The 21468-nt window shown below is 74.6% G+C and carries 16 protein-coding genes; 7 read left to right on the top strand and 9 right to left on the bottom strand.

Annotation, left to right across the window (positions count from 1 at the left end; all coding sequences use genetic code 11):
* Positions 1–20: 20 nt before the first annotated feature.
* The gene (locus tag ACZ66Z_RS22200; RefSeq protein WP_469936475.1) at positions 21–1271 is read right to left on the bottom strand and encodes an MFS transporter; all 1251 of its coding nucleotides are present in this window, start codon (positions 1269–1271) and stop codon (positions 21–23) included.
* Positions 1272–1525: 254 nt separating this feature from the next.
* Here ACZ66Z_RS22200 and ACZ66Z_RS22205 point away from each other — a divergent pair, with 254 nt between their 5' ends.
* Positions 1526–3112 carry an ArnT family glycosyltransferase gene (locus ACZ66Z_RS22205; protein ID WP_469936477.1) on the top strand — a complete coding sequence of 529 codons (1587 nt, stop codon included), beginning with the start codon at positions 1526–1528 and terminating at the stop codon, positions 3110–3112.
* A 33-nt stretch (positions 3113–3145) separates the two neighbouring features.
* On the opposite strand, the gene ACZ66Z_RS22210 is transcribed toward ACZ66Z_RS22205, so the two are convergent.
* The 6 genes from ACZ66Z_RS22210 to ACZ66Z_RS22235 all read right to left on the bottom strand — a co-directional run bounded on the left by ACZ66Z_RS22210 (position 3146) and on the right by ACZ66Z_RS22235 (position 10915).
* Entirely contained in the window at positions 3146–3799 is a 654-nt protein-coding gene (locus tag ACZ66Z_RS22210) for an FHA domain-containing protein (protein WP_469936479.1), read from the bottom strand.
* Entirely contained in the window at positions 3787–4422 is a 636-nt protein-coding gene (locus ACZ66Z_RS22215) for a 4Fe-4S single cluster domain-containing protein (protein WP_469936481.1), read from the bottom strand. Before ACZ66Z_RS22215 ends, ACZ66Z_RS22210 begins: the two co-directional genes overlap by 13 nt.
* A gap of 116 nt (positions 4423–4538) precedes the next feature.
* Positions 4539–6434, bottom strand: coding sequence for an AAA family ATPase (locus tag ACZ66Z_RS22220; protein WP_469936483.1), 1896 nt, complete (start codon positions 6432–6434; stop codon positions 4539–4541).
* Between the two features lie 58 nt (positions 6435–6492).
* On the bottom strand, positions 6493–7821 hold the full coding sequence (locus tag ACZ66Z_RS22225) for a hypothetical protein (RefSeq protein WP_469936485.1): 1329 nt from the start codon (positions 7819–7821) through the stop codon (positions 6493–6495).
* Positions 7818–10037, bottom strand: a complete 2220-nt coding sequence (locus ACZ66Z_RS22230; RefSeq protein WP_469936487.1) for a protein kinase domain-containing protein — start codon at positions 10035–10037, stop codon at positions 7818–7820. Before ACZ66Z_RS22230 ends, ACZ66Z_RS22225 begins: the two co-directional genes overlap by 4 nt.
* 188 nt (positions 10038–10225) lie before the next feature.
* On the bottom strand, positions 10226–10915 hold the full coding sequence (locus tag ACZ66Z_RS22235; RefSeq protein ID WP_469936489.1) for a TetR/AcrR family transcriptional regulator: 690 nt from the start codon (positions 10913–10915) through the stop codon (positions 10226–10228).
* Between the two features lie 177 nt (positions 10916–11092).
* Between ACZ66Z_RS22235 and ACZ66Z_RS22240 the strand changes: the two genes are divergently transcribed.
* The 4 genes from ACZ66Z_RS22240 to ACZ66Z_RS22255 all read left to right on the top strand — a co-directional run bounded on the left by ACZ66Z_RS22240 (position 11093) and on the right by ACZ66Z_RS22255 (position 17083).
* Positions 11093–11710, top strand: a complete 618-nt coding sequence (locus ACZ66Z_RS22240) for an isochorismatase family protein (protein ID WP_469936491.1) — start codon at positions 11093–11095, stop codon at positions 11708–11710.
* A 318-nt stretch (positions 11711–12028) separates the two neighbouring features.
* On the top strand, positions 12029–14626 hold the full coding sequence (locus ACZ66Z_RS22245; protein ID WP_469936493.1) for a YfhO family protein: 2598 nt from the start codon (positions 12029–12031) through the stop codon (positions 14624–14626).
* 129 nt (positions 14627–14755) lie between these two features.
* On the top strand, positions 14756–15721 hold the full coding sequence (locus ACZ66Z_RS22250; RefSeq protein WP_469936495.1) for a glycosyltransferase family 2 protein: 966 nt from the start codon (positions 14756–14758) through the stop codon (positions 15719–15721).
* Between the two features lie 3 nt (positions 15722–15724).
* Positions 15725–17083, top strand: a complete 1359-nt coding sequence (locus ACZ66Z_RS22255; RefSeq protein ID WP_469936497.1) for a polysialyltransferase family glycosyltransferase — start codon at positions 15725–15727, stop codon at positions 17081–17083.
* A gap of 57 nt (positions 17084–17140) precedes the next feature.
* Here ACZ66Z_RS22255 and ACZ66Z_RS22260 read toward each other — a convergent pair whose 3' ends face one another.
* On the bottom strand, positions 17141–17914 hold the full coding sequence (locus tag ACZ66Z_RS22260) for a VOC family protein (RefSeq protein WP_469936499.1): 774 nt from the start codon (positions 17912–17914) through the stop codon (positions 17141–17143).
* A gap of 159 nt (positions 17915–18073) precedes the next feature.
* On the opposite strand from ACZ66Z_RS22260, the gene ACZ66Z_RS22265 reads away from it, so the two are divergent.
* Positions 18074–18901: a sulfurtransferase gene (locus ACZ66Z_RS22265; RefSeq protein WP_469936501.1), complete on the top strand. Its 828-nt coding sequence runs from the start codon at positions 18074–18076 to the stop codon at positions 18899–18901.
* A gap of 98 nt (positions 18902–18999) precedes the next feature.
* Here the strand turns inward: ACZ66Z_RS22265 and sepH are convergent, their stop codons facing one another.
* The gene (sepH, locus tag ACZ66Z_RS22270; protein ID WP_469936503.1) at positions 19000–20046 is read right to left on the bottom strand and encodes a septation protein SepH; all 1047 of its coding nucleotides are present in this window, start codon (positions 20044–20046) and stop codon (positions 19000–19002) included.
* 486 nt (positions 20047–20532) lie between these two features.
* Between sepH and ACZ66Z_RS22275 the strand changes: the two genes are divergently transcribed.
* A complete protein-coding gene (locus ACZ66Z_RS22275) occupies positions 20533–21468 on the top strand; it encodes a hypothetical protein (protein WP_469936609.1) in 936 nt (311 codons plus the stop codon).

The raw sequence follows: 21468 nt of genomic DNA on the forward strand, positions 1-21468 counted from the left end.
TCTTCCTCCGTTGTCGGTGGTCAGGAGTGCGCCGGCTGTGGTGCGTCGGACGGCCGGGGCAGCGCGAGGCGGCGCAGCGCCGGACTCAGGGTGGCGCCGACGGCGACGGCCGCCAGCAGCCCGGCCGCGCCGAGCATGCTCACGGCGCCGTCCCGGGTGCCGGCCGACAGCACGCCGGCCGTGACGGGACCGGCCGTGGCGGCCAGTTCGGAGCCGAGGGCGACCAGGCCGGACAGGCGCCCCCGCAGGCCGTCGGGCACGGCCGACAGCTGACAGGTGATCACGGTCGTGTTCGCGACCGGCATGGCCATCGCGGCCACGCCCAGCAGGATGCCGAGCGGCACGCCGCGCGACGCGTACGCCATGGCGACGGCGACGGCGGCGAAGACCCACGTCGAGCCGATCACCAGCGCCCCCGGCGACAGCGTCGCCGCGTGCAGGCGGTCGGCGACCAGGGCGCCGACCAGACCGCCCGCGCCGAAGCACGTCATCATCAGGCCCATCTGCCCGGGTGCGACGTGCTCCTCGCCCGACACGATGAGCACGAGCACGACCAGGGTGTGGAACGCGAGGTTGACGCCGACGATCCAGGCCATCGTCGCGCGTACGGTCCGCAGGCGCAGCAGCGCCCCGAACCCGCCGGGCCGCGGCACGGCGGGGGTCGCGGTCCCCCCGCCGGCCGGGGCCCCGGCGGCGCGGCGCGGCAGGTGCAGGGCGGCCAGCGCCACGAACGACACCGCGAGCGCGGACGTGTTCAGGGTGAACGGCAGGACCTCGTGCAGCCCGAACGTGAAGCCGGCCAGCGCCGGGCCGATCAGCAGCGCGGCGAACGGCCGGGCCGCGTTGCGCGCCAGCGCCCGCGGCAGCACGTCCTCCGGCACGACCTGGGGGAGGGCCGCGTTCTCGGCCGGTACGAAGACGCCGGCGGCCGCGCCCTCGACGACGGCCACCAGCAGGACCAGCCACAGCGGGCAGTCGCCCAGCAGGACGGCGACGGCGACGCTGAGCATCGCCACCGTACGGACCCCCTGGGTCGCCACCATCACCCGCTTGCGGTCCACGCGGTCGGCCAGCACCCCGGCGGGCAGGCTGACCAGGGTGCGGGCGCCGGCGAGCACCGCGGCGACGCCGGCGACCGCGGTCGCCGAGCCCCCGTGGGCCAGCACGAGCAGCGGGAACGCGATGTACGCGATCTCACCGGCCAGCTCGGACAGGAGCATGCCGGACCAGAGGATGCGGTAGTTCCGGTTGCTCGGCAGGGGTGGGGTCATACCGTGCCTTCCCTGGGTGGCGGCAGCCGACGCCACCGAGTCTTCCGGCGGTGGGGAGGCCCTCGCCATCAAGTTGACCCGTGGACGAAACTCCCAGGCCAACCGCTTCCCGCCGCCGGACGCGGGCCACGGCCTGCGCACTGTCGGCACGGTTCAAGTTCGTTGAGGTCACCGGTGGGCGCGCCGATATTTGAGGGCTGAGTCGTGTCCGGCATTCCGACACGGCAGCGAGCCATGACGGAACGGAGTCCCCGATGACTTTCGTGAAAGCGACCGCGCCCTCGGAACCCGAGGCGTCCACGCCGCCGGAGGAGGCGGGGCTCGCTCCCGTGCCGTGGCGGCCGGTGTCCCTGACCGCCGCCGCGATGACGGTGTGCCTGCTGGTGCTGGCCGCCCGGCACGGTTACCACGTGGACGAGCTCTACACCCGGGCGGCGAGCCGCCACCTCGCGTGGGGCTACGTCGACCAGCCGCCGCTCGTCGCGCTCGTCGCCAAGGTCGAGATGGCGGTGTTCGGGGACAACCTCGTCGGCTTCCGCGTGGTGCCGGCGCTGCTGGCCTCCCTCGCCGTGCTGCTCGCCCCGCTCATCGCCCGCGAACTGGGCGGCGGTTCCCGGGCGCAGACGCTCGCGGGGTTCATGGCGTTCGCGTCCGGCCTGGTCATGTACACCGGCCACATCATGGGCACGAACAACTGGGACGAGCTGTCCTGGATCACGGTGACCTGGCTGCTGATCCGGATGGTGCGCACCCGCGACACCCGCCTGTGGTGGGCGATCGGCGTCGTGGTCGGCGTCGGCCTGACCGCGAAGTACCTGCTGGTCCTCCTGCTGCTCTGCCTCGGGGCCGGCCTGCTGGTGTTCGGACCGCGACGGGTGCTGCGGACCTGGCGCTTCCCGGCCGCGGTCGGCGTGGCCGTGGTGATCGCCGCGCCGGTGCTGCTCTGGCAGATCACGCACGGCATGCCGCAGCTGGAGATGAGCGCCGCGCTGTCCAAGGCGCTGGACGGCCTGTCCCGCAGCACCTTCGTCCCGATGCAGCTCCTCCTCATCGGCTTCTTCCTCAACCCGGTGTGGATCGCCGGACTGGTCGCGCTGCTGCGCCGCCCCGAGTGGCGCGCCTACCGGTTCGTCGGCTGGTCGTACCCGCTGATGGTGGTCGTGCTGCTGGTCGTCGGCGGACAGGGCGCCTACACCACCGCGCTGCAGTACGTGCTCCTCGCCGCGGGAGCCGTGGTCGTCGACCGGTGGGCCCGCGACGCCAAACGGCTCGGGGCGATCGGCGGACTGACCGTTCTCAACGCCGTGAGCAGCGCGATCCTGTTGCTGCCGACGCTCCCGATCAACGTGTACGCGGGGAACCCCGTCCTCAGCAACATGGCCATCGTCCAGTTCGACCAGGTCGGCTGGCCCGAGATGACCCGGCAGGTGGCCGCCGTCTACCGCTCGCTGCCGGCGGCCGAGCAGGCGCACACCGTCGTCTACGGCAACCACTACGGCCAGGCGGGCGCGATCGACAAGTGGGGGCCGGAGTACGGGCTGCCGAAGGCGTACAGCGGCCACAACTCGTACGCCGACTTCGGCGTGCCCGGCGAGGACAAGACGACCGTCATCGCCATAGGCGCCGATCCGAAGCGGTTCGGGGCGCTCTTCGCCTCGTGCGAGACGCGCGGGGCGTACGAGAACGCCCTCCCGGTCTCCGACGACGGCCAGGGCCTCATGGTGTGCCGCGGCCCGCTGAAGCCCTGGCCGCAGCTGTGGGAGCAGGTGCGCTGGATCGGCTTCCAGTGCCCGTACACGGCCGAGGCGATCACGGCCGAGAGCGCCGAGGGCTGCGACTGAACCGGGACGGGCGAGGGGTGGAGGCCGGGGCCGTCACCCCTCGCCCGGCCCGTCGAGGGCGATCACGAGCGTGCAGTCCGCGGCCAGCCGCAGCACGTCACCGTCCCGGAGGGGCGTCCGCACACCGGCGCCGACCGGACCATCGTTCACGAAGGTGCCGTTGGTGGAGTGCTCGTCCCGCACCCACGCGGTGCCGTCCGGTTCCAGGCCGACGGTCGCGTGCCGACGGGAGACGTTGTCGTGGCGGGCCAGCAGGCCGCGCGTCGTGCGGGCGGCCGGAGCCCGCCCGAGGAGCAGGGTGCCGCCCGGGGCCACGGTGCGCTCCACCGCGCCGAACCGGATCCGCAGGACGGTGGTGGGGAGATCGCGGCGGGTCGCCCGCGCGTCCGCGGCGGCGGTACGGGACGGCCGCGCGTCGCCCAGCAACCGCTGGCAGACCACGCACACCTGATTGGTCGGCACGGGGACCGGAGCCCCGCAGTGCGGGCAGACCAGGGGGCCCTCCTCCTGGTCTGCCCGCTCCTCTTGGTCCTCCTCGGCCGGGTCGTCCTCGCCCACCGTCCCCGGGGCCCCGGGCGGCGGGTGACGGACGACGACGGGACGGCTGAGGTTCCCGGAGCACCCCCGGCAGACGAGGTCGTCCTCCTCCGCCACCAGACCGCAGATCGAGCAGATCAGCTGCGCCACGACACTTCTTCCATGGTGATGCCGGCCGACCGGAGCCGGGCGCCCAGGCGGTCCATGTCGTCCCGTCGGGGAACGCCGATGAACCAGATGCGGCCGTCGGCCACCGCGACCTGCATGGGCGGCGGTCCGGCCGGACCCGTTCCCTCGTACCGCTCCCGCCCGAGAGCGGTCAGCGCGGTCAGCCGCTGGTTGCTCGACCCCCTCCACCGCAGGCCGGGGGTGTTGAGGCGCTCGACGTACGGACCGGTGAGCACCGCGTCGCACCGGTCGAGCAGCGCGGAGTGCTCCTTCCTCAGCCGGGCGAGGGAGTACCCGCTGTAGACGAGCACGTCCAGGGGCGCGGACCGCTCGCGGCGCCAGGCGTGCACCCGGTCGAGGAGCGCGGCGAGCGCCTCCGGCTGCTGGAACGGCTCGCCCCCCGAGATCGTGATCCCGTCGAGCGGGTCGGGCAGGCCGGTGAGCCAGGAGTGGACCGCCGCCACGTCCACGAGCGTGCCGGGATCGGTCGCCCAGGTGTCCTGCGAGACGCACCCGGCGCAGCCGATCGTGCAGCCCTGCGTCCAGATGCCCGCCCGGGTCCCGGGACCCAGCGAGGTCACCGGATAGTGCGCCTTGTTCAGCATCAGCCCGACGGGACCGGGGGAGACGGGGGAGCCCGGTGAGACGGAGGGGGGCGGAGGGCTCGGGGAGGCTGAGGGGGCCGGGGGGTTCGGGGAGGCGGGGGAGTTCGGGGAGGCCGTCATGCCAGCTCCACGGAGACGATGTCGCCCTCGCGCCGCAGACCGGTCACCCGGACGTGGGCGCCCGCCGCCGGGTCGCGGTCGAACAGGGCACGGGCGAGGGGGTTGACGAACTGCGATTCCAGGGCGGTGCCGATGCCCCGGCCGCCCATGCGCGGGTTGCCGGTGCAGCGCTCCCGCAGGGCGGCCCGGACCTCGGGGTCCACCTCCAGGACGACGCCCTGCTCCTCGCGGACCCGGGAGACGATGTTGTCGAGCTGGAGGTCGAAGATGCGGGCGGCCGCCTCGGGGCCGATGAAGTCGAAGACCACGATGTTGTCCCCGAAGCGGTTGAGCAGCTCCGGCCGGCCGAGGACCCGGGTGAAGTGGTCGTCGACCGCCGCCTTCACGCGCTCCTCGATCTCCTCGTACGGCATGCCGGGGCGGACGTGGGACACGAGCCGTCCGCCGCCGTCCTCCACGGTCATGCCGAGGTTGGAGGTGAACACGAGGACGGACTCGGAGAAGTGCACCGTCGAGCCGCGCCCGTCCGTCAGCCGGCCGTCCTCCAGGATCTGCAGGAACTTGTCCAGGATCCGCGGATGCGCCTTCTCGATCTCGTCGAAGAGGATCACCCGGAACGGCTGTCGGCGCACCGCGTTGGTCAGTTCGCCGCCCGCCTCGAACCCGACGTATCCCGGCGGCGCCCCGATCAGCCGGTCCCCGGCGTGCTCCGAGGAGAACTCGCTCATGTCGAAGCGCAGGTAGGCGGACTCGTCCGCGAAGATCAACGACGAGACGGCCTTGGCCAGTTCCGTCTTTCCCACGCCCGTGGGACCGGCGAAGAACAGCACGCCGCGCGGCCGGGCCGAGGACCTGGACTGCTGCGCACCGGACAGCCCGAGCGCCGCCCGCTTCAGGATGTCGAGGGTCTTGGTGACGGCCTGCGGCTGTCCGACGACGCGGCGCGGGATCGAGTGCTGGCCGTCCGTGATCCGCTTGCGGAGGTACTCCCGCTTCCAGGGGTTGTCCATGACGCCGAGCTTGTAGACGCGGATCGCGTCCGGAAGCTCCGTCATCGTCAGGCCGCGGTCCCGGGCCAGCCGGGTGACCTCGATCATCGCCTGCAGGGTGAGTCCGTCCGTCTGGGCCGCGAACGCGTCGCACGCCTCGGCCGCCCGCGCGTCCGCGTCGAGGTCCGTGACGCCGAAGGACTTCATCAGCAGGCGCGCGGTGGTCTGGCGGTCGCCCAGGTCCGGGGCCGGCAGCCCGATGGACCGGATCTGGTCGTTGCCCGAGGTGAGCCAGGCCGGCAGGTCGCCCTCCCGGTCCGCCAGCCAGATCACCGGGTTGTACAGCGGGGTCGTACGGCCGTCCGGCGCGCCGACCGGGACGGCGATCCGGGAGAGCCGGGCGCAGAACCTGAAGAAGTCCCGCTCGTTCGGCTCCATCTCCGTCGCGCCGCGCGCGATGCGGGAGGCGTCGTCGATCGCGAGCGCCGCACGGATCCGCAGCGCGGGGCGGGCCAGTTCGGCCATCAGCGTGCGCAGCGCCTCCAACGAGGGGAGCGTCCCCGGTCGCGGAAGGCGGGGGAGCAGCCGGGCCGCGGCCGCCTCGGCCCGCTCGGTCTCCTCCGCCGTGGCGGTGGCCGGCAGGTGCACCCTGAGTCCGTCCACGGGGTCGTGCACGAGCAGGCAGGCGTAGCCGCTCGTGCGGAGCGTCTCCCAGAGCAGGTCCGGCAGCGACAGCAGACGCGGGCGCGCGCCGCCCGGCTCCCGGACGAGGAAGCTGTCGTGGCGGTTCCCCCACAGCACGAACTGCGCGTGGACGGGCAGGGTCGCCTCGAACTCCCTGATGAACGGCGGTCCCGCGGCCGGCGGGACGCTGCCGGGCGCGCGCGTGTCCTCGACGGACAAAGACCCCTCCTCGTGTCGCCGGCCCATGGTCCGGACCCCTGTCGTCCCTACGGACGGATCACCGCTCGCGCTCCCGGTACCCGGGCCGGGCCCGCGGACCCGGCGCGGTCGGGGCGGCCACCACGGGCACGGGAACCCGCCCGGGCGGAACCGCGACCTGGACGTCCGTCTTCAGCCCCGCCTCCGCCAGGCGGCCGCGCAGTGCGTGGAAGTCCCGGCACCACTGCTCCTCGCGTTCGACGTCGACGTGCGCGTCGTCGTCGCCGCGTCCGGCGGCGGTGCGCACCACGGCGGTGCGCAACTGGCCACCCTGCCGGTCGACGGCCAGGTTGACCGCGTGCTCGGGCCACTCGCTCCGCGACAGGCGCAGGACGCCGTCGGCCACGGTGAGCGTCTCGAACCCCTCGCCGACCTGGTAGCCGAGGTCGACGAGGGCGTCGGTCACCGTGTTGACCACGTACCGCCGCTCGGCCTGCGCCTCGGCCGCGGTCCGGCAGTCGGCCGCCCGCCGGCGCAGCGACTCGTCGAGCGCGCGGCGGCCGGAGGCGACCTCCGTGAGCAGGGTCCGCACGGAGTCCACGTCCGCTTCCCCGACGCCTTCGACATTCTCGACGTTCTCGATGTCTTCGATCTCGTGGAGGAGCCCGATCGCCTCGGCCGCCTCGTGCCGCGCGGTCTCCGCGGCCGCGTTGGCGCGCTGGACCCGGAGCCTCGTCTCGGTCAGCCAGGTGCGTGCCTCGTCGAGGGTGGCCGCCGCGGCCACCCGCGCCGCGGCCGTCCGGGCATCCGCGCGACGGTCCTCGGCGCAGTCGGGGAGGAGGCGCGAGAGGACTCGGGCCAGGGCCTGTCCGACGTCCTCGCGCGCGGCCTCGTCCCCGTCCCGGGGGCCGTCGGCGCCGGAGGGCTCCCCGGGGGAGGCCTCCGGGCGGTCCGCGAACAACTCGGCGGCGTCGACCGGGCGGCGCCCGGCGGTGTGCCCGCTCATGTCGGCGAACAGTTCCGTCGCGAGGGCGCGGGCGGTCCGTTCCCGCAGTTCCCGCTCCGCGCCGGCCAGCGCGCCGTCGGTCTCGGCGCACCAGGTCTCCAGCTCGGACGTGGACTGCGTCCCGAGGACGAGCGGCTCGGGAACGCGTACGGAGACGGCGGCGCCGTACTGCTTCCCGCGCTCCTCCCGGGCCAGGGAGAGCGCCGCGATCCGCGCGTTGCGCGTCTTCACCCCGCGCACGGCCGCGTCCCGGGCGGCCGCCGCCCGGAGGGCCGCCTCGCGGGCGGCCTCCTGACGGCGCCGCGTGGCCTCGCGCACCGCCGAGTCGCGCACGGCCGCGCGCAACTCGGCGGCGGTGAAGGACTGGTCGAGCTGGTACGCCGTGCATTTGGGCCCGCTCATCGCTCCCCCAGACTCTGTGTCCGCTGTGACTGGTGTGCCGTACGCCAATCCCGGTACCGGGCGAGCGCCCAGAGCCCGTACCCCGCCCCGATCACGAAGGGGACCGGTGACCACGCCCGCAGGGTGACGATCGCCCAGATCGCGGTGCCGAGCGCCAGGTAGAGGAGACAGCCCCCGCCGCAGGCGATCGTGCTCCTCCGCAGGGGCTGCAGCTGCGTCGCCAGCGCTCCCTGCCGGTCGGGCAGCCGACGGCGGAGGCCGGCGAGACGGGACCGGAGGGACCACCCCGGGTGGTAGTCCCCGCCGAGCCCCGCCGCCAGCGCCAACTCGCAGGCGAGCGGAATCCCGCAGGTCACCGTCGCGGCGGGGACGAACCGTCCCAGGAACTCCCCCTCGCCGATCAGGGCGCCCAGGACCAGCGGAAGACCGACCGGCAGGGCGAACAGCAGGGCCACTCCGCCGAGGGCGCGCAGCACGGCCTCCCCGGTGCCGGCCCGCCGGTGCTCCTCGGAATCCCGCCACTCGTGCCGGTGGGCCGTCGCCGCGGCCGCGTGGGCGCGGCGCAGGTCCTCCAGGCGACGGGCCTCGGCGACGGCGGCCGGAAGGGCGCGGGTGGCCGCCAGATGGCGGACGGGGTCCCCGCCGTCGGCCAGCAGCGCGTCGAACCAGCCGGTCCTGCCCCGGACGGACGCCGCGGCGGACTCGACCCGCTCGCGCAACGCCCGTGCCCAGTCCGGGGCCACCGCGACGGCCAGTGCCTCCACCCGGATATCGGACCCCACGAGTTCTCGCCGGACCCTGGTCGGCAACGCGGTCGACCTCCGCAGCTCGTCCCACCGGGCGTTCAGGTCGCGCCACCGCCGGTCGACGTCGGCGAGCTGTCCGGCGCCCTCGCCGAACGTCGCGAGGGCGGCGACCAGATCGCCCGCGTACAGTTCGTCGACGAGCTCGCGCGCGGCCCGGCGTGCGTCGTCGTCATGCGGCGACGAGGCCTGTTCGGCGAGGGCGAGCAGGTCCTCGGGAAGCATGCGCCTGCCGCGGTAGACGGGCGGCATCGTCGGGTCGAGCCAGTGCAGCAGCCGCAGCAGCTTCGCGTCCGGGGCGTCGGGGCCGGGCAGGTGGACGTCGACCAGGTCCACCAGGTCTTCGAGGTCGTCGTACTCGGGATCCTCGAACTGCGCCAGCCAGTTGCGCAGTTGGCGCCACCCCTGACTGGGGTCGTCCCGGTCTCCCATGGAGACGAAGAACCGGCGCGCGGCGGTCTCCCAGTCCGCTGCCAGGGCCCGGGCCAGCTCCGCCTTCTCCGTGTGCTTCACGCCCTTGAACTGCAGGGGCCTGCGACCGGTGGCGCCCGCCGGCCGCGTGCCGGGAGGGGGCGGCTCCTCCGGCACCTCCGGGGACCCGCCCCCGATCCACCCGCGGACCTCGGCGGCGCCCCAGCGGCGCCCCGGGTCCCGGACCAGCAGCCCGCCGCACAGCAGCCGCACCCGCTCGTCCGGCACGTCCGACACGTCGACCGGCCGCGTCGCCAGGTGATGCCGGACCGCCTGCTCGGACAGGCCCTCGAACGGGGCGCGACCGGTGGCCAGTTGCCGGGCGATCGCCCCCACGGCCCACCAGTCCTGCGAGCCCGAGACCTCCGCGCCGAACACGTACTCCGGGGCCGCGTACGCCAGCGTCCCGAACACGCGCTGCGTGAACCGGGACGTCGCGTCCAGCGATTTGCTCACGCCGAAGTCGGCCAGCGCCAGCTCCAGCGGCTCCCTGTGGCGGAGGAGCACGTTCGACGGCTTCAGGTCGCCGTGCACGATCCCCGCGCCGTGCAGATGGGCCACCGCCGCCGTCAACTGGGAGACGACCTCGGACAGGACGTCCGGCGCCACCGGGGTCCCGGTGGCGACCAGGTCCTCCAGCGATCCTCCGGGGAGGTACTCCGACACCTCGAAGTCACGCCCGTCCGAGAAGCCCGTCTCGATCACGCGCGCCACGTGGCTGCTCTCCAGCCCCCGCAGGCGCTCCCAGACCTCCGGTGCGACCCGGACCCCGCGGCGGTACACCTTCGCGACGAACTCGGCCCCCGTGGCGTCGCGGACGAGCAGCACATCCGCCTCGCGGCCCTGGTGGGGCAACTCCCGCACCACCGCGAACCGTTCGGCCAGGGCCGAGGGTAATCGCAGCAGGGCCCGGGCCTCTCCGCCGCCGTCACGAAGCGTCACGGCGGCGTCGGGCTCCCCTCCGCCGGAACCCGCGTCGTCACGACGCGTCACATCGGCTGCCGAAGCCCACTCTTCCAAACCGTCACCCCCCGCGGCGGGATTCTATCCGGCCGGGTCTTGCGTCCAGGTGGCCAAAGAGAGAAATGGTCTTCCGCATCACCGGGGGCGGACGGGGGTACGGCCGGGGGTCACGGCTCCGGGGTCGCGTCCGGCGCCCGCCGCGCGCGCGTCAGCCGGTCGAGGTCCGCCGCGCTCACCGGGGCCGCCCCCGTGAGGGTGCCGACCAGCGCCTGGGCGAGGACGGTCGCGGAGCCGAGCCGGGCGTCCTCGCGCTCGTCGCCGGTGACCTTCCCGATGACGGCGTCCCGGACCGCGTCCGAGACGGCGGGGTCCCCGAACAGTTCGGGGAAGGACAACGCCGTCATGCAGACGCCCACGTTGGCGGAGAGGATCGCCTGACCGGCCAGCTCGGGGCTCATGCGCAGGCGCCCGGCGTCGCGGCAGCGCTCCACGGCCTTCAGGAGGATCGCCTGCGCCTCCTTGACCGCCTGCGGCTTGGCGTCGCCCGTCGGCGTGAACATCAGGCGGTAGAGGTGCGGGTTGCGCAGCGCGAACGCGACGTGGCTGTCCCAGGCCGTGCTCAGGTCCGCGACCGGGTCCTCGGTGAGCGGATTGCGCCGCTTCTCGGCGAGGAAGCGCGCGAAGCCGATGTCGGCCACCGCCGTGAGCAGCCCCTGCTTGTCGCCGAACTGGCGGTAGATCTCGGGCATGCCCACCTTCGCCCGGTCGCAGATGGCCCGGGTCGAGATGGCCAGCGCGTCCTTGGTGGCGAGCAGTTCCCCGGTGGCTTCCAGGATGCGCTCTCGTGCCGTCGACATGGCCCCCACGATAACAGCGCTAACACCGCGGACCTGGGCGGATTCCGTGCCGGGAGGCCTGTGGGCGCGCGCCGCCCCACGCGTGTTATCGACGCTAACTAACTGTGTTAGCGTGTGAAACATGCCCGGGGTCGACGTGCCCGGGCCGCCCCGCCGTCCGCGACGAAAGGAACCGCCATGACCGTGTCCACCACCCTGCGCGATGTGATCGGCCTGCCCCAGGAGCTGCCGCGCCTGGGCGAGTCGGCGCTGATCATGATCGACTTCCAGAACACCTACCGCACCGGCGTCATGCGGCTCGACGGCGCGGAGGAGGCCCTGGCCGCCGGCGCCCGGCTGCTCGCCGCCGCCCGCGCCGCGGGCGCCCCGGTGGTCCACGTCGTCAACGACGGCGGTGAGGGCACTCCGTACGACATCCGGGCCGAGATCGGCTCGATCAGCGACGAGGTCGCCCCGGCCGAGGGCGAGAAGGTCGTCGTCAAGCAGTTCCCCAACGCCTTCCACGCCACGGACCTGGAGGAGACCCTCAAGGGGCTCGGCGTGGGCGGCGACCTGGTCGTCGCCGGCTTCATGACCCACATGTGCGTCCTCTTCACCGCCCAGGGCGCCTTCAACCTCGGCTACCGGCCGACCGTGGTCGCCGAGGCCACCGCCACCCGCCCCCTGGAGGCGCCGTCCGGCGCCGCCCTGACGGCGGAGGCCCTCCAGGCCGCGAGCCTCACGACGGTCCGGGACCTGTTCGGCACGGTGGCCCGCACGGTCGACGAGCTGGTCGCCCCGGCACCCGTCGGGTGACCCCGGAGGACGGCCCGGCCGCACCCGACCGGGGCCCGGAGGGCGGCACTTCCGGCTTCTGGCGGGCCCGACCGGGGTCGGGAGGGCGGCACCTCCGGCTTCGGCGGCACCTCCGGCTTCGGCGGGCCCGACCGGGGTCCGGAGGAGGGCACTTCCGGCTTCGGCGGGTTCGGCCGCGCCTTCGGCACCCGGAGTTCACCCGAGGTGTGCCTGGAGAGCGCCTGGTGCTCGGTTGCGGGTCGCCCGCCTCGGCGGTAATGGCGGTCGGCCCGTGACGACCCCTCCGGGCCTCCCCGTGCCGTGCCCCCTGGAGGACGTGTGCCCCCCGCCGTCGAGGCCGCCCGCGCCGAGGACGAGACCGTACGCGACGAGGCGGAGCGGCACCGCGGCGACGAGCGGCGGCGGTTCGCGGTCCTGCGGGCCCCGGTCGCCGCCGCCCTGCTCACCGCGGTGCTGTTCTGCCTCGCCACCCGGCTCTCCCGCACGTACCCCTTCGGCCCGGTGACCCGGAACACCGTCGACCTCGGCCAGCAGTACCTGCCGTTCCACGCCTACTGGCGGGCCTTCCTGCTCGGCGAGACGCACGGGGACGCCTTCCTCAACTGGAACTCCGGCTTCGGCTCCAACTTCCTCGGTGACATCGGCACGTACCTGAGCAGCCCCTTCGACCTGCTGGTCGTGCTCTTCCCGGCGGACCGCGTCGAACTCGCGCTGTACGTCGTCACCGCCGCCAAGATAGCCGCCGCGGCGGCCGCGATGGCGCTGCTGCTGCCGCGGCTGCGCCCCGGCCCGTGGCCGGTCGCCGCCGTGCTCGGCACCGCGTACGCCCTCTCCGGCTGGACCCTCGACCACGGCGCCACCGTCCCGATGTGGCTCGACGGGCTCGTCGCCCTCCCGCTCCTCTGCCTGGTCGGCGAATGGGCCCGCGCCGGCCGCCGCCCCGTCCTCGGCCCCCTCGTCGTCGCCCTGGCCTGGATCGCCAACTTCTACACCGCGTACATGGCGACGCTCGGCGCCGCCGTCGTCCTCGCCGTCCGCCTCCTCACCGCCGAGGAGACCGCCGACGCCCGCCGGCGCCTCGCCGGGATGCTGCGCGCCGCCCGGAGCGTCCTCATCGGCATCGGGCTCGCCGCGCCGCTCGTCACGGTCGTCTTCCTCGCCACGAAGGTCGCCGACCCCACCCCCGTGACCGTCTTCGCGCCGGCCCCCTGGACGGACGTCCTCGCCCGGTTCCTGCCCGCCACCCGAAGCGTCGACAGCCCCGCCCTCTCCATCGGCACGCCCGCCCTCGCCCTCGCGCTGACGCTGCCCTTCAACCGGGCCGTCGCCCCGCGCGTCCGGGCGGGCTGGACGGCCGCGATCGTCCTGGTCGCGCTCTCCCTCCAGTGGGAGCCCACGCATTTGCTGTGGCACGCGGGCGCCTCGCCCAACGGCATTCCGTACCGTCAGGCCTTCGTCCTGTGCGGCCTGCTGCTCATCGCCGCCTGGTTCTCCATCGCCCGGGGCGTGCCCCGGCCGACCGCGCTCCTCGGGGGCGTGGCGCTGCTCGGCGCCCTGGCGTGGGCGGCCCGGGGGAGCGTCGACATCGACGGCTGGACCTTCCCGACCTCCGGCGCGGCCGCGCTCCTCGCGCTCGCCGCCGTCCCCCTCGCCCTGGCCGCCGACCGCCGGAGCCACCCGCGGGTGCCGCCGGACCGGGCGCTCCGCGCGCGCGTGCTCCCCGCCCCGGCCCGCGACGGCCGGAACCTCGCGCGCGTGCTCCCCGTCCTGGCCGTGGTCCTGCTCGTCGCCGCGCAGGCGGGCGAGGCGGCCGTCAGCGGGAAGCGGATCGAGGAGCAGCGGCGGAGCGAGGTCGCCTGGTCGCCCCGGATCGGCCCCTGGCAGACGACCGCCGCGGCCGAGACGGCCCGCGCGGACGCCTGGCCCCGGTACCGCACGGACCCCGGCGAGGTGCCCGGAGGCAACGACGTGCTGCTCGTCGGAGGACAGGGCGCCGACTACTACAGCAGCCTCACCTCTGACACGACCTCCCGGACCCTGGCCTCCCTCGGCTTCGGTCACTACGCGAAGGGCCGGCACCCGGTCAGCCTCGACAACCCCGTCACGGACGCCCTCTTCTCCATCGGCACCCGGTTGCGCTCGGAGCCCGCGGAGCCCCTGCGGCAGGACGCCGCGCCCCGCGCCACGGTCACCGCCACCACCACCCCCGTGCCGCCCCTGGTCACCGTCCGCCCGCCGGGGCGGCCGGCCACGCACCCCGGGGACTCGGCCTTCGCCCGGCAGGAACGCCTGCTCGGCGCCGACGTGTACGAGCTGCCCGCCCCGCGTCGCACCGGACGCGCCCTCACCGCCCGCTGCCCCGCGGGCTCCCAGGTCTGGTTCTGGGCGCCCGAGTACAAGGGCACGGCGACCCTGGCCGGGCGGGGGCCCGTGGAGTTCGACGGCAGGCCGCCCGCCGTCCGCGCCCCCATGCGGGCCCTCGGCACCGTCCCGGGCTCCGGCGCCGTACGGATCGAGCTGCGGCCCGAGGGCAAGCTGCGGCTGCCCCGGCAACCGGTCGGCTGCCTGGTCGGCGCCCGGCTCGACTCCGCGGTGCGGCGGCTCACCGCCGACGGCGCCACGCGCGTGCGTGCCACCGGACACACCGTCACGGCCGAACTGCCGCCGGGCAGCAGGGGCATCGCGGTCCTCGCCGCACCGCGCGTCTCCGGCTGGCGCTGCGCCGCCGGTGACGCGGACGCCCGCCCCGCGCGCGCGTACGAGGGCCTCGTCGCCGTCCCCCTCGACGGGCGGGCGAGCACCGTCAGCTGCTCCTTCCGGCCGCCGGGACTGAAGCTCGGCGGCGCCGTCGGCGCGGCGGCGCTCCTCGCGCTCGTCGTGACGTGGCTCCCGAGCCGCCGACGGACCCGCCGGTGACGGGGTTTCCGCCGGAGACGACAAGAGTTCACCCGGAGTGCACGCACGGCTCGTTCGCCGGGAGGAGTCGGCCGTTACCGTGCCCGCCGTAACGGTGTTGAATTGTTCGAATCAGTGTGGGGATCCCGAGTGCCGAAACTGTCCGTCGTCGTGCCGTTCCACAATGTCGGGGCATACGCGCCCGACACCTTGCGCAGTCTCGCGAACAACGCGGATCCGGAATTCGAGTTCCTGCTGATCGACGACTGCTCGACGGACGACACCCCGGAGATCCTCGACCGCTGGCGGGGCCGCCTGCCGAACGCCACCGTCATCCGGCACGAGACGAACCGGGGCGTCGCCCAGGCCCGCAACACCGGAATCGACGCGGCGCGCGGCGACTACCTCACGTTCCTCGACGGCGACGACTGGTACGCGCCCGGCCACCTGAGCGCCGCCGTGGCCGGGATCTCCCGCCTGGGCTGCGATTTCGCCCGCACCGACCACGTCCTCTCGGAGGGCCGCAAACGGCAGATCCGCTATGCCCCGGCCAAGCGGCGCGACACCGTGATGGACCCCAGGGACGGAATCTCGCCGGCCAGCATGGTGACGATGGTCGACTATCCCTTCGTCCCCTTCGGCATTTACAGCGGACGTCTCTTCGAGAAGGGGGAATCCCGCTTCGAGACGTCCCTGAGGACCGCCGAGGACCGGCTCTGGATCTGGCGGCTCCACCTCAAGGCGCGCACGTTCGCGGCGCTCTCCCTGCACGGCGTCTTCTACCGACGGGGCGTCACCACCTCGCTCACCCAGATCACCGACAACCGGCAGCTGGACTTCATCCCCTCGTACGACCTCCTGCTCGACGACGTCTCCCGGGACGCGGAGGCCGACCGCTTCCTCCCGAAGGCGGTCCGCACCTACTGCGCGATGATCGCCTTCCACACGGGGAAAGCGGCCACGTACGAGCCCGCCGTCGCCGCGCGGCTGCGGGCCGACGTCCGCGACGCCCTGCACCGCATGCCGCAGGAGGTCCTCGACGAGACCCTCGCCACCATGGACACCCCGCGCAGCACCCTCCTCCGGAGCCTGCGCGACACCGGAAGGACCGCCTGACCCATGGCCCCCGACGCCGCAGCCCCCGACCTGCCGGTCCAGATCTTCCAGGTGTCCACCCTGTACGGCGCGGCCACCCTCGCCGCCGCGCTCGACGCCGGACAGTTCGGCCCCCGCGACTCCGCCCGCAGGCTCCTGCTGATCTCGCACAACGCCGAGATCCCGGAGACCGCGCTGCGCCTGGAGACCATGACCGGGTACGAGCGGATCGCCGCCCGCTTCGACGGCACCCTCGACTGGAACGAGACGATCCACCCGTACCACCCCGCCGCCTGGGCCCCCCGCCCCGAGGAGGCCCCGCTCTGGCAGCGCGTCCTGCGCACCGCCTGGGACCTGGGCGCCGGCCCGGTCGAGCTGATCGTCGAATCCATCCAGGTCAACCCGGCCAAGGCGCTCGCCGGCGCCTTCCCCGAGAGCACCGTGCACGTCTACGCCGACGGTCTGATGAGCTACGGCCCGACCCGCTCCGACCTCGCGCAGTCGATCGCCTGCCGCATCCGCCGCGTGCTCCACCTCGACCTGGTGCCGGGCCTCCGCCCCCTCCTCCTGAGCGAGTACGGGGTCGAGCCCGAACTCGTCCCCGACACCGCCTTCCGCGCCGTCCTCGCCGAGCTCGCCGAGGAGGCGGCCGACGACCCGCGGATCGCGCGGGCGGCCGCCGCCGGGCCGACGGCCCTGCTGCTCGGCCAGTACCTCGCCGCCCTCTCCCTGCTCACCCCGGAGGAGGAAGAGGAACTGCACGTACGGATGCTGCGCGGGGCCGCCGCGGCCGGCCACCGGTCGGTGGTCTTCAAGCCGCACCCGACCGCGCCCGCCCGCTACTCCCAGGCCCTGGACGAGGAGGCCGCGCGGAGCGGCGTGCGGCTCACGGTCCTCGACGGGCCGCTGCTCGCCGAGACCTTCTACGAGCGCTGCCGGCCCGCGCTCGTCGTCGGCTGCTTCTCCACCGCGCTGCTCACCGCCGCCGTCTACTACGGCGTCCCCGTCGCGCGCGTGGGCACCGCCGAGGTCCTCGAACGGCTCACCCCCTTCGAGAACAGCAACCGCGTCCCGCTCACCGTCGTCGACCACCTGGTCGCGGACCTGGAGGGCGGCGAGGAGCCCGCCGTGCCCGGACCGGCCCCGGCCTCGCTCACGCCCCTGGTCAGGGCCGTCGGCTACTGCATGCGCCACAAGGCCCACCCGGGGCTCCGCGAGGAGGCCGCCGCCTTCCTGGCGGAGCACCACGCCGACCCCCGCACCGCGCACCACTTCACCGCGGAACGGCTGACCCAGCTCGGCCTCCCGGGCGGCGGCCCCGCCCCGGAGCGGACCGGCGCGTCCCGGCTGCGCCGCGGCCTGGCCCGGAGCCGACGCGGCTGAGCCGTGCCCGGCGGGCCCGGGCCGGCCCCGCCCGCCGGGGGCCGGTGCCGCCGGCGCTCACTGCCCGGCGGACCTGACCAGGGTGAAGACCGCGCCCTCCGGGTCCGCCACCAGGGCGAGCCGGCCCGCCGTGCCCTCGCGCGGCGGACGCAGCACCCGACCGCCGAGCTCCAGGACCAGCTCCGCTGCCGCGTCCGTGTCGGCGACCTCGAAGTACGTCATCCAGTGCGGGCCCCGGTCCCGGGGGAGGGCGTTGCCGATGCCGTGCAGCGAGGCCACCGGGTCCCCGGCCACGTGGAGCGTCGCGTAGTCGTGGTCGGCCGAGACGACCGGCTTCACCTCGTAGCCGAAGACCGAGCGGTAGAACTTGCCGACCGAGGACGTCTCGTACGTGAGGAGCTCGTTCCACACCGGCGTCCCCGGCGGTCCCGCCGTCGCCGTGCCGTGGTGCGCCTCCGCCTGCCAGACGCCGAAGACCGCGCCGGACGGGTCGGAGCAGATGACCAGACGGCCCGCCTCGCCCGCGTCCAGCGGGCCGACGGCGACCGTGCCGCCGCAGCAGCGGATGTCCTCGGCGGTCTCGTCGGCGTCCGCCGTGGCCAGATAGGGGGTCCAGGCGATCCGCAGGTGCCGGTCGGGCGGCAGTTGGCCGATGCCGGCCACCTCCTCGCCGCCGAGCAGCGCGCGCACGTACGGGCCGAGCTGCTGCGGACCGGGGACGAACTCCCAGCCGAAGAGGGCGCGGTAGAACTCCTGCGTGGCGTCGATCCCGTGCACCATCAGGCTCACCCAGCAGGGTGTGCCGGGCGGGCGCGGAGTCGCCTCGGTCATCGTCACCCTCTCCTCGGACCGTCGTCGTGGCCGTGCTCCGTCCGATGGTGACATCGACGGGGGCACGACGTGCCCAGGCCACACCGGACGTGGCGCGATCCCGTCGGAGGTCGCCGGGGCCGTCCCCCGCGGCCGTGCGGCTGCGCGAGGATGGCTCCCATGAAGCCCATCATCTCCGCAAGCGAACTGCTGAGCGAGTCGGCCGGGGTCCGGCCGCCGGTCCTCCTGGACGTCCGCTGGACGCTCGGCGGCCCGCCCGGGCGGCCCGCCTACGAGGCCGGTCACCTTCCCGGCGCGGTCTACGTCGACCTGGACGCGGAACTCGCGGGGCCGCCCGGGAGCGGCGGCCGCCACCCGCTGCCCGATCCGGAGGCCTTCGGGGCCGCGATGCGCCGGGCGGGCGTCTCGGCGGACCGGCCGGTCGTCGTCTACGACGGGGGCCTCGGCTGGGCCGCGGCCCGTGCCTGGTGGCTGCTCCGCTGGGCGGGCCACCCGGACGTGCGGGTCCTGGACGGGGGCCTGGCGGCCTGGACGGGAGAGCTCACGGAGAAGGTCCCCACCCCGGAGCCGGGCGACTTCCGGCCGGAGCCGGGCGCCCTGGAACTGCTCGACGCCGACGCGGCCGCGGCGCTGCCCGGTGCGGGCCTGCTCCTGGACGCGCGGGCGGCCGAGCGCTACCGGGGCGACGTGGAGCCGATCGACCGGGTCGGCGGACACATCCCGGGCGCGGTCTCGGCTCCCACGACGGAGAACGTCGACGCCGGGGGCCTCTTCCTGGGGGCCGACGCCCTGCGGGACCGCTTCACCGCGCTCGGCGCGACCGGGGACGCCCCGGTCGCCGTCTACTGCGGCTCGGGCGTCTCGGGCGCCCACGAGGTGCTCGCCCTGGAGATCGCGGGTATCCCCGCGGGCCTCTACGCCGGTTCCTGGTCGGAGTGGTCCTCGGACCCCGCCCGCCCGATCGCCACGGGCCCGGACCCGCGCTGAGCCCGTACGGCGGGGCCCGCGCCGCCGGGCGACGCGGGCCCCGCCGTCCCCACACGGGGGACGGCCCCGCGCCCCGTGCACGCGGGCGCGTACGGCCGTCAGTCCTGCTTCTTCCTGCGGGTTCCGAAGACGATCTCGTCCCAGCTTGGCACGGCGGCGCGGCGGCCCGGGCGGACGCCGTCCGCCTCGGCCTGGCGGTCCGTGGCACCGTGCAGGCGGTCACGGTGGCCCGAGACCGCGCGGGGCATCAGGACGTCGGCGTAGGCCGAGCCCGCGCCCGCCGAGGCGGCCGGGGCCGGCGGCTCCTCCGCCTCCGCCTCCTCCGAGGGCTCGCTGTCCGGCTGCTCGGGCACGACCATGTCGCCGCGGAAGCTCGGCACGGCCTCCAGGAGGCTCGTCAGCGAGTCCCGCTCCCGCTCCTCCTCCGGCTCGACGGGCGCGGGAGCCCGCTCCAGCTGCCGGTCGGAACGGTCGATCTGGCGGTCCAGGGCCCGGTCGAGCGGCCTGTCCCGGGGCAGCCGGGCGATGCGCGGCACGAAGGGGAAGCTCGGCTCCGGCGCGGCGGCGATCGTGTCGTCCGTCTCGCCGATCAGGGCCCGTGCCTCGTCGTCCACGGCCTGGACCAGCCGCCGCGGCGGGTCGTACGTCCAGCTGGCCGTGTGGACCTCGCCCGCGACCCGGTAGACGAGCAGCACCTCCCAGGTGCCGTCGTCGCGCCGCCAGGAGTCCCACTGCACGGTGTCCTTCTCGGCGCCGCGCAGCAGCAGTCGCTCCTGCACCGCCTCGCCGAGCTGCGGGCCGCTGTTCTCCCCGGGCCTGCGGACCGGGGTCTTGCGGGCGCGCTCGGCCATGAAGGCGCGCTCGGCGAGCACGGGGCCCTCGAAGCGCCGTACGCGGTCGACGGGGATGCCGGCGAGCTGGGCGACCTCCTCGGCGGAGGCACCGGCTCGTATCCGCGCCTGGATGTCGCGGGGGCGGAGGTGGCTCTCCACCTCGATCTCGATCTGGCCGAGGCGCGCGCGGTCGTTGCGCACGGCGGCACGGAGCCGCTCGTCGATCGGAAGTGTGTACTCCGTGCTGTCAGCAGCCTTCAGCACCAGTCGTGTGCCGTCGTTGGAGACGGCCACGACACGCAGTTCGGGCATGGGGACCTCCCGGGTGGTGCCTGCCGACGTCACGTGCGTCGCTGCTTCCGCTAGTCGAGTGTGGCCTGCCCGGGTGCAGCCTGCCACTACCTTGCCGAGTTGCCCGGCGTGTCGGGCATGGACCCTGGAACGCCGTTATGGCACGGTTACCTGTTCGCTACCCGGAGTGACTGGCGGTCACTCTCTGCAGTCGGTTCCCGTGCGATGCCGCGGCGCCGCCGGTTCGAGCGCCGTGTCCGGCCCCCTCCCCTTGATCCCGGGCACCCGTGAGGGCGTCCGGACCCAGGGTTCGTCAATGTACTCCATTCGGGCCACCTGGGTGGACCGGCGCGCCGCCCAACTTCTCGGGCGGTACGGGAGTTGAGTCTCCGTGATCTTCCCCCGTACGTGTCACTCTTCACAGAAACAGCAGAAACGGAACTATTCGCTTCTCCCGTTTGTCCCTTCTGGGTGCAAGGCGAACGGATGAGCCATCAGGGGTCGGAGATGCGTCACGGGCCGGAAATCGACGGGGACGAGCCGGGGGAGGGGAGGAAGAGCGGTGGAAGGATCGACCTGAGCGTGGCTCAGGTCTCCAGCAGTGCCCTGGCCGCGGTCATCGCCGCCAAACTCGCCTCGACCCTCGGCGTGTACGGCACGATCCTCGGCGCCGGTGTGATCAGCGTCATCGCGACCTGCGGCGGTCCGCTCTTCCAACAGCTCTTCAGGCGCACCGGCGAACAGGTCCGCGACGTGACCGCGGCCGCCAGGCCGAAGGCGCGACAGGTCCCGGTCCCGGCCGGGTCGCGGGACGACCGCACCCTCGTGTCGGGCACCCTCCAGGCTCCGCCACCGCCCGCCGGGGAGTTCGACGAGGAGTCCGCCGGGGAGTTCGGCGAGGCGACCACGCACGGCACCCGCGTCCGGGGCTGGAAGCGCCCGGCGATCGCCGCCGCCCTGGTCTTCGGCGTCACCATGGGCGGCATCACCGCCTACGAGCTGGTCGCCGGACAGGACTTCAGCGGCAAGCAGGGCACCACCACCTTCGGCTCCGTCGTCCGGGGCGGCGGAAGCACCGGCCGGGACGCGACCGACCGGGACCAGGAGCTCACGCCGCCGCCGTCGGGGACCGCCGACGGCACCGGGCGGCAGCGGAACGGCGCCGGCACCCCCACGACGGGGTCCACGCCGGCCCCGGGCGGCCGGGAGACCGGAACGGGAACGCCCTCGACGGAGCCCGCCCCCTCCGCCTCCGCCGGTGACGGGACGACGCCCGCCCCGACGCCGCCGCCCGCTCCGACGACGGAACCGACGCGGCCGACGGAACCGACGCGGCCGACCGCGCCGACCCGGGACCCGTCCACCGGCACGGGGCGGCCCGAGGTCCCCGTGGTCCCGGCGCCGACCGGGGCCGACGCCGGGACCGGCACGGGAGCCGGGTGA

Source organism: Streptomyces sp. NPDC107498, from assembly GCF_055582805.1.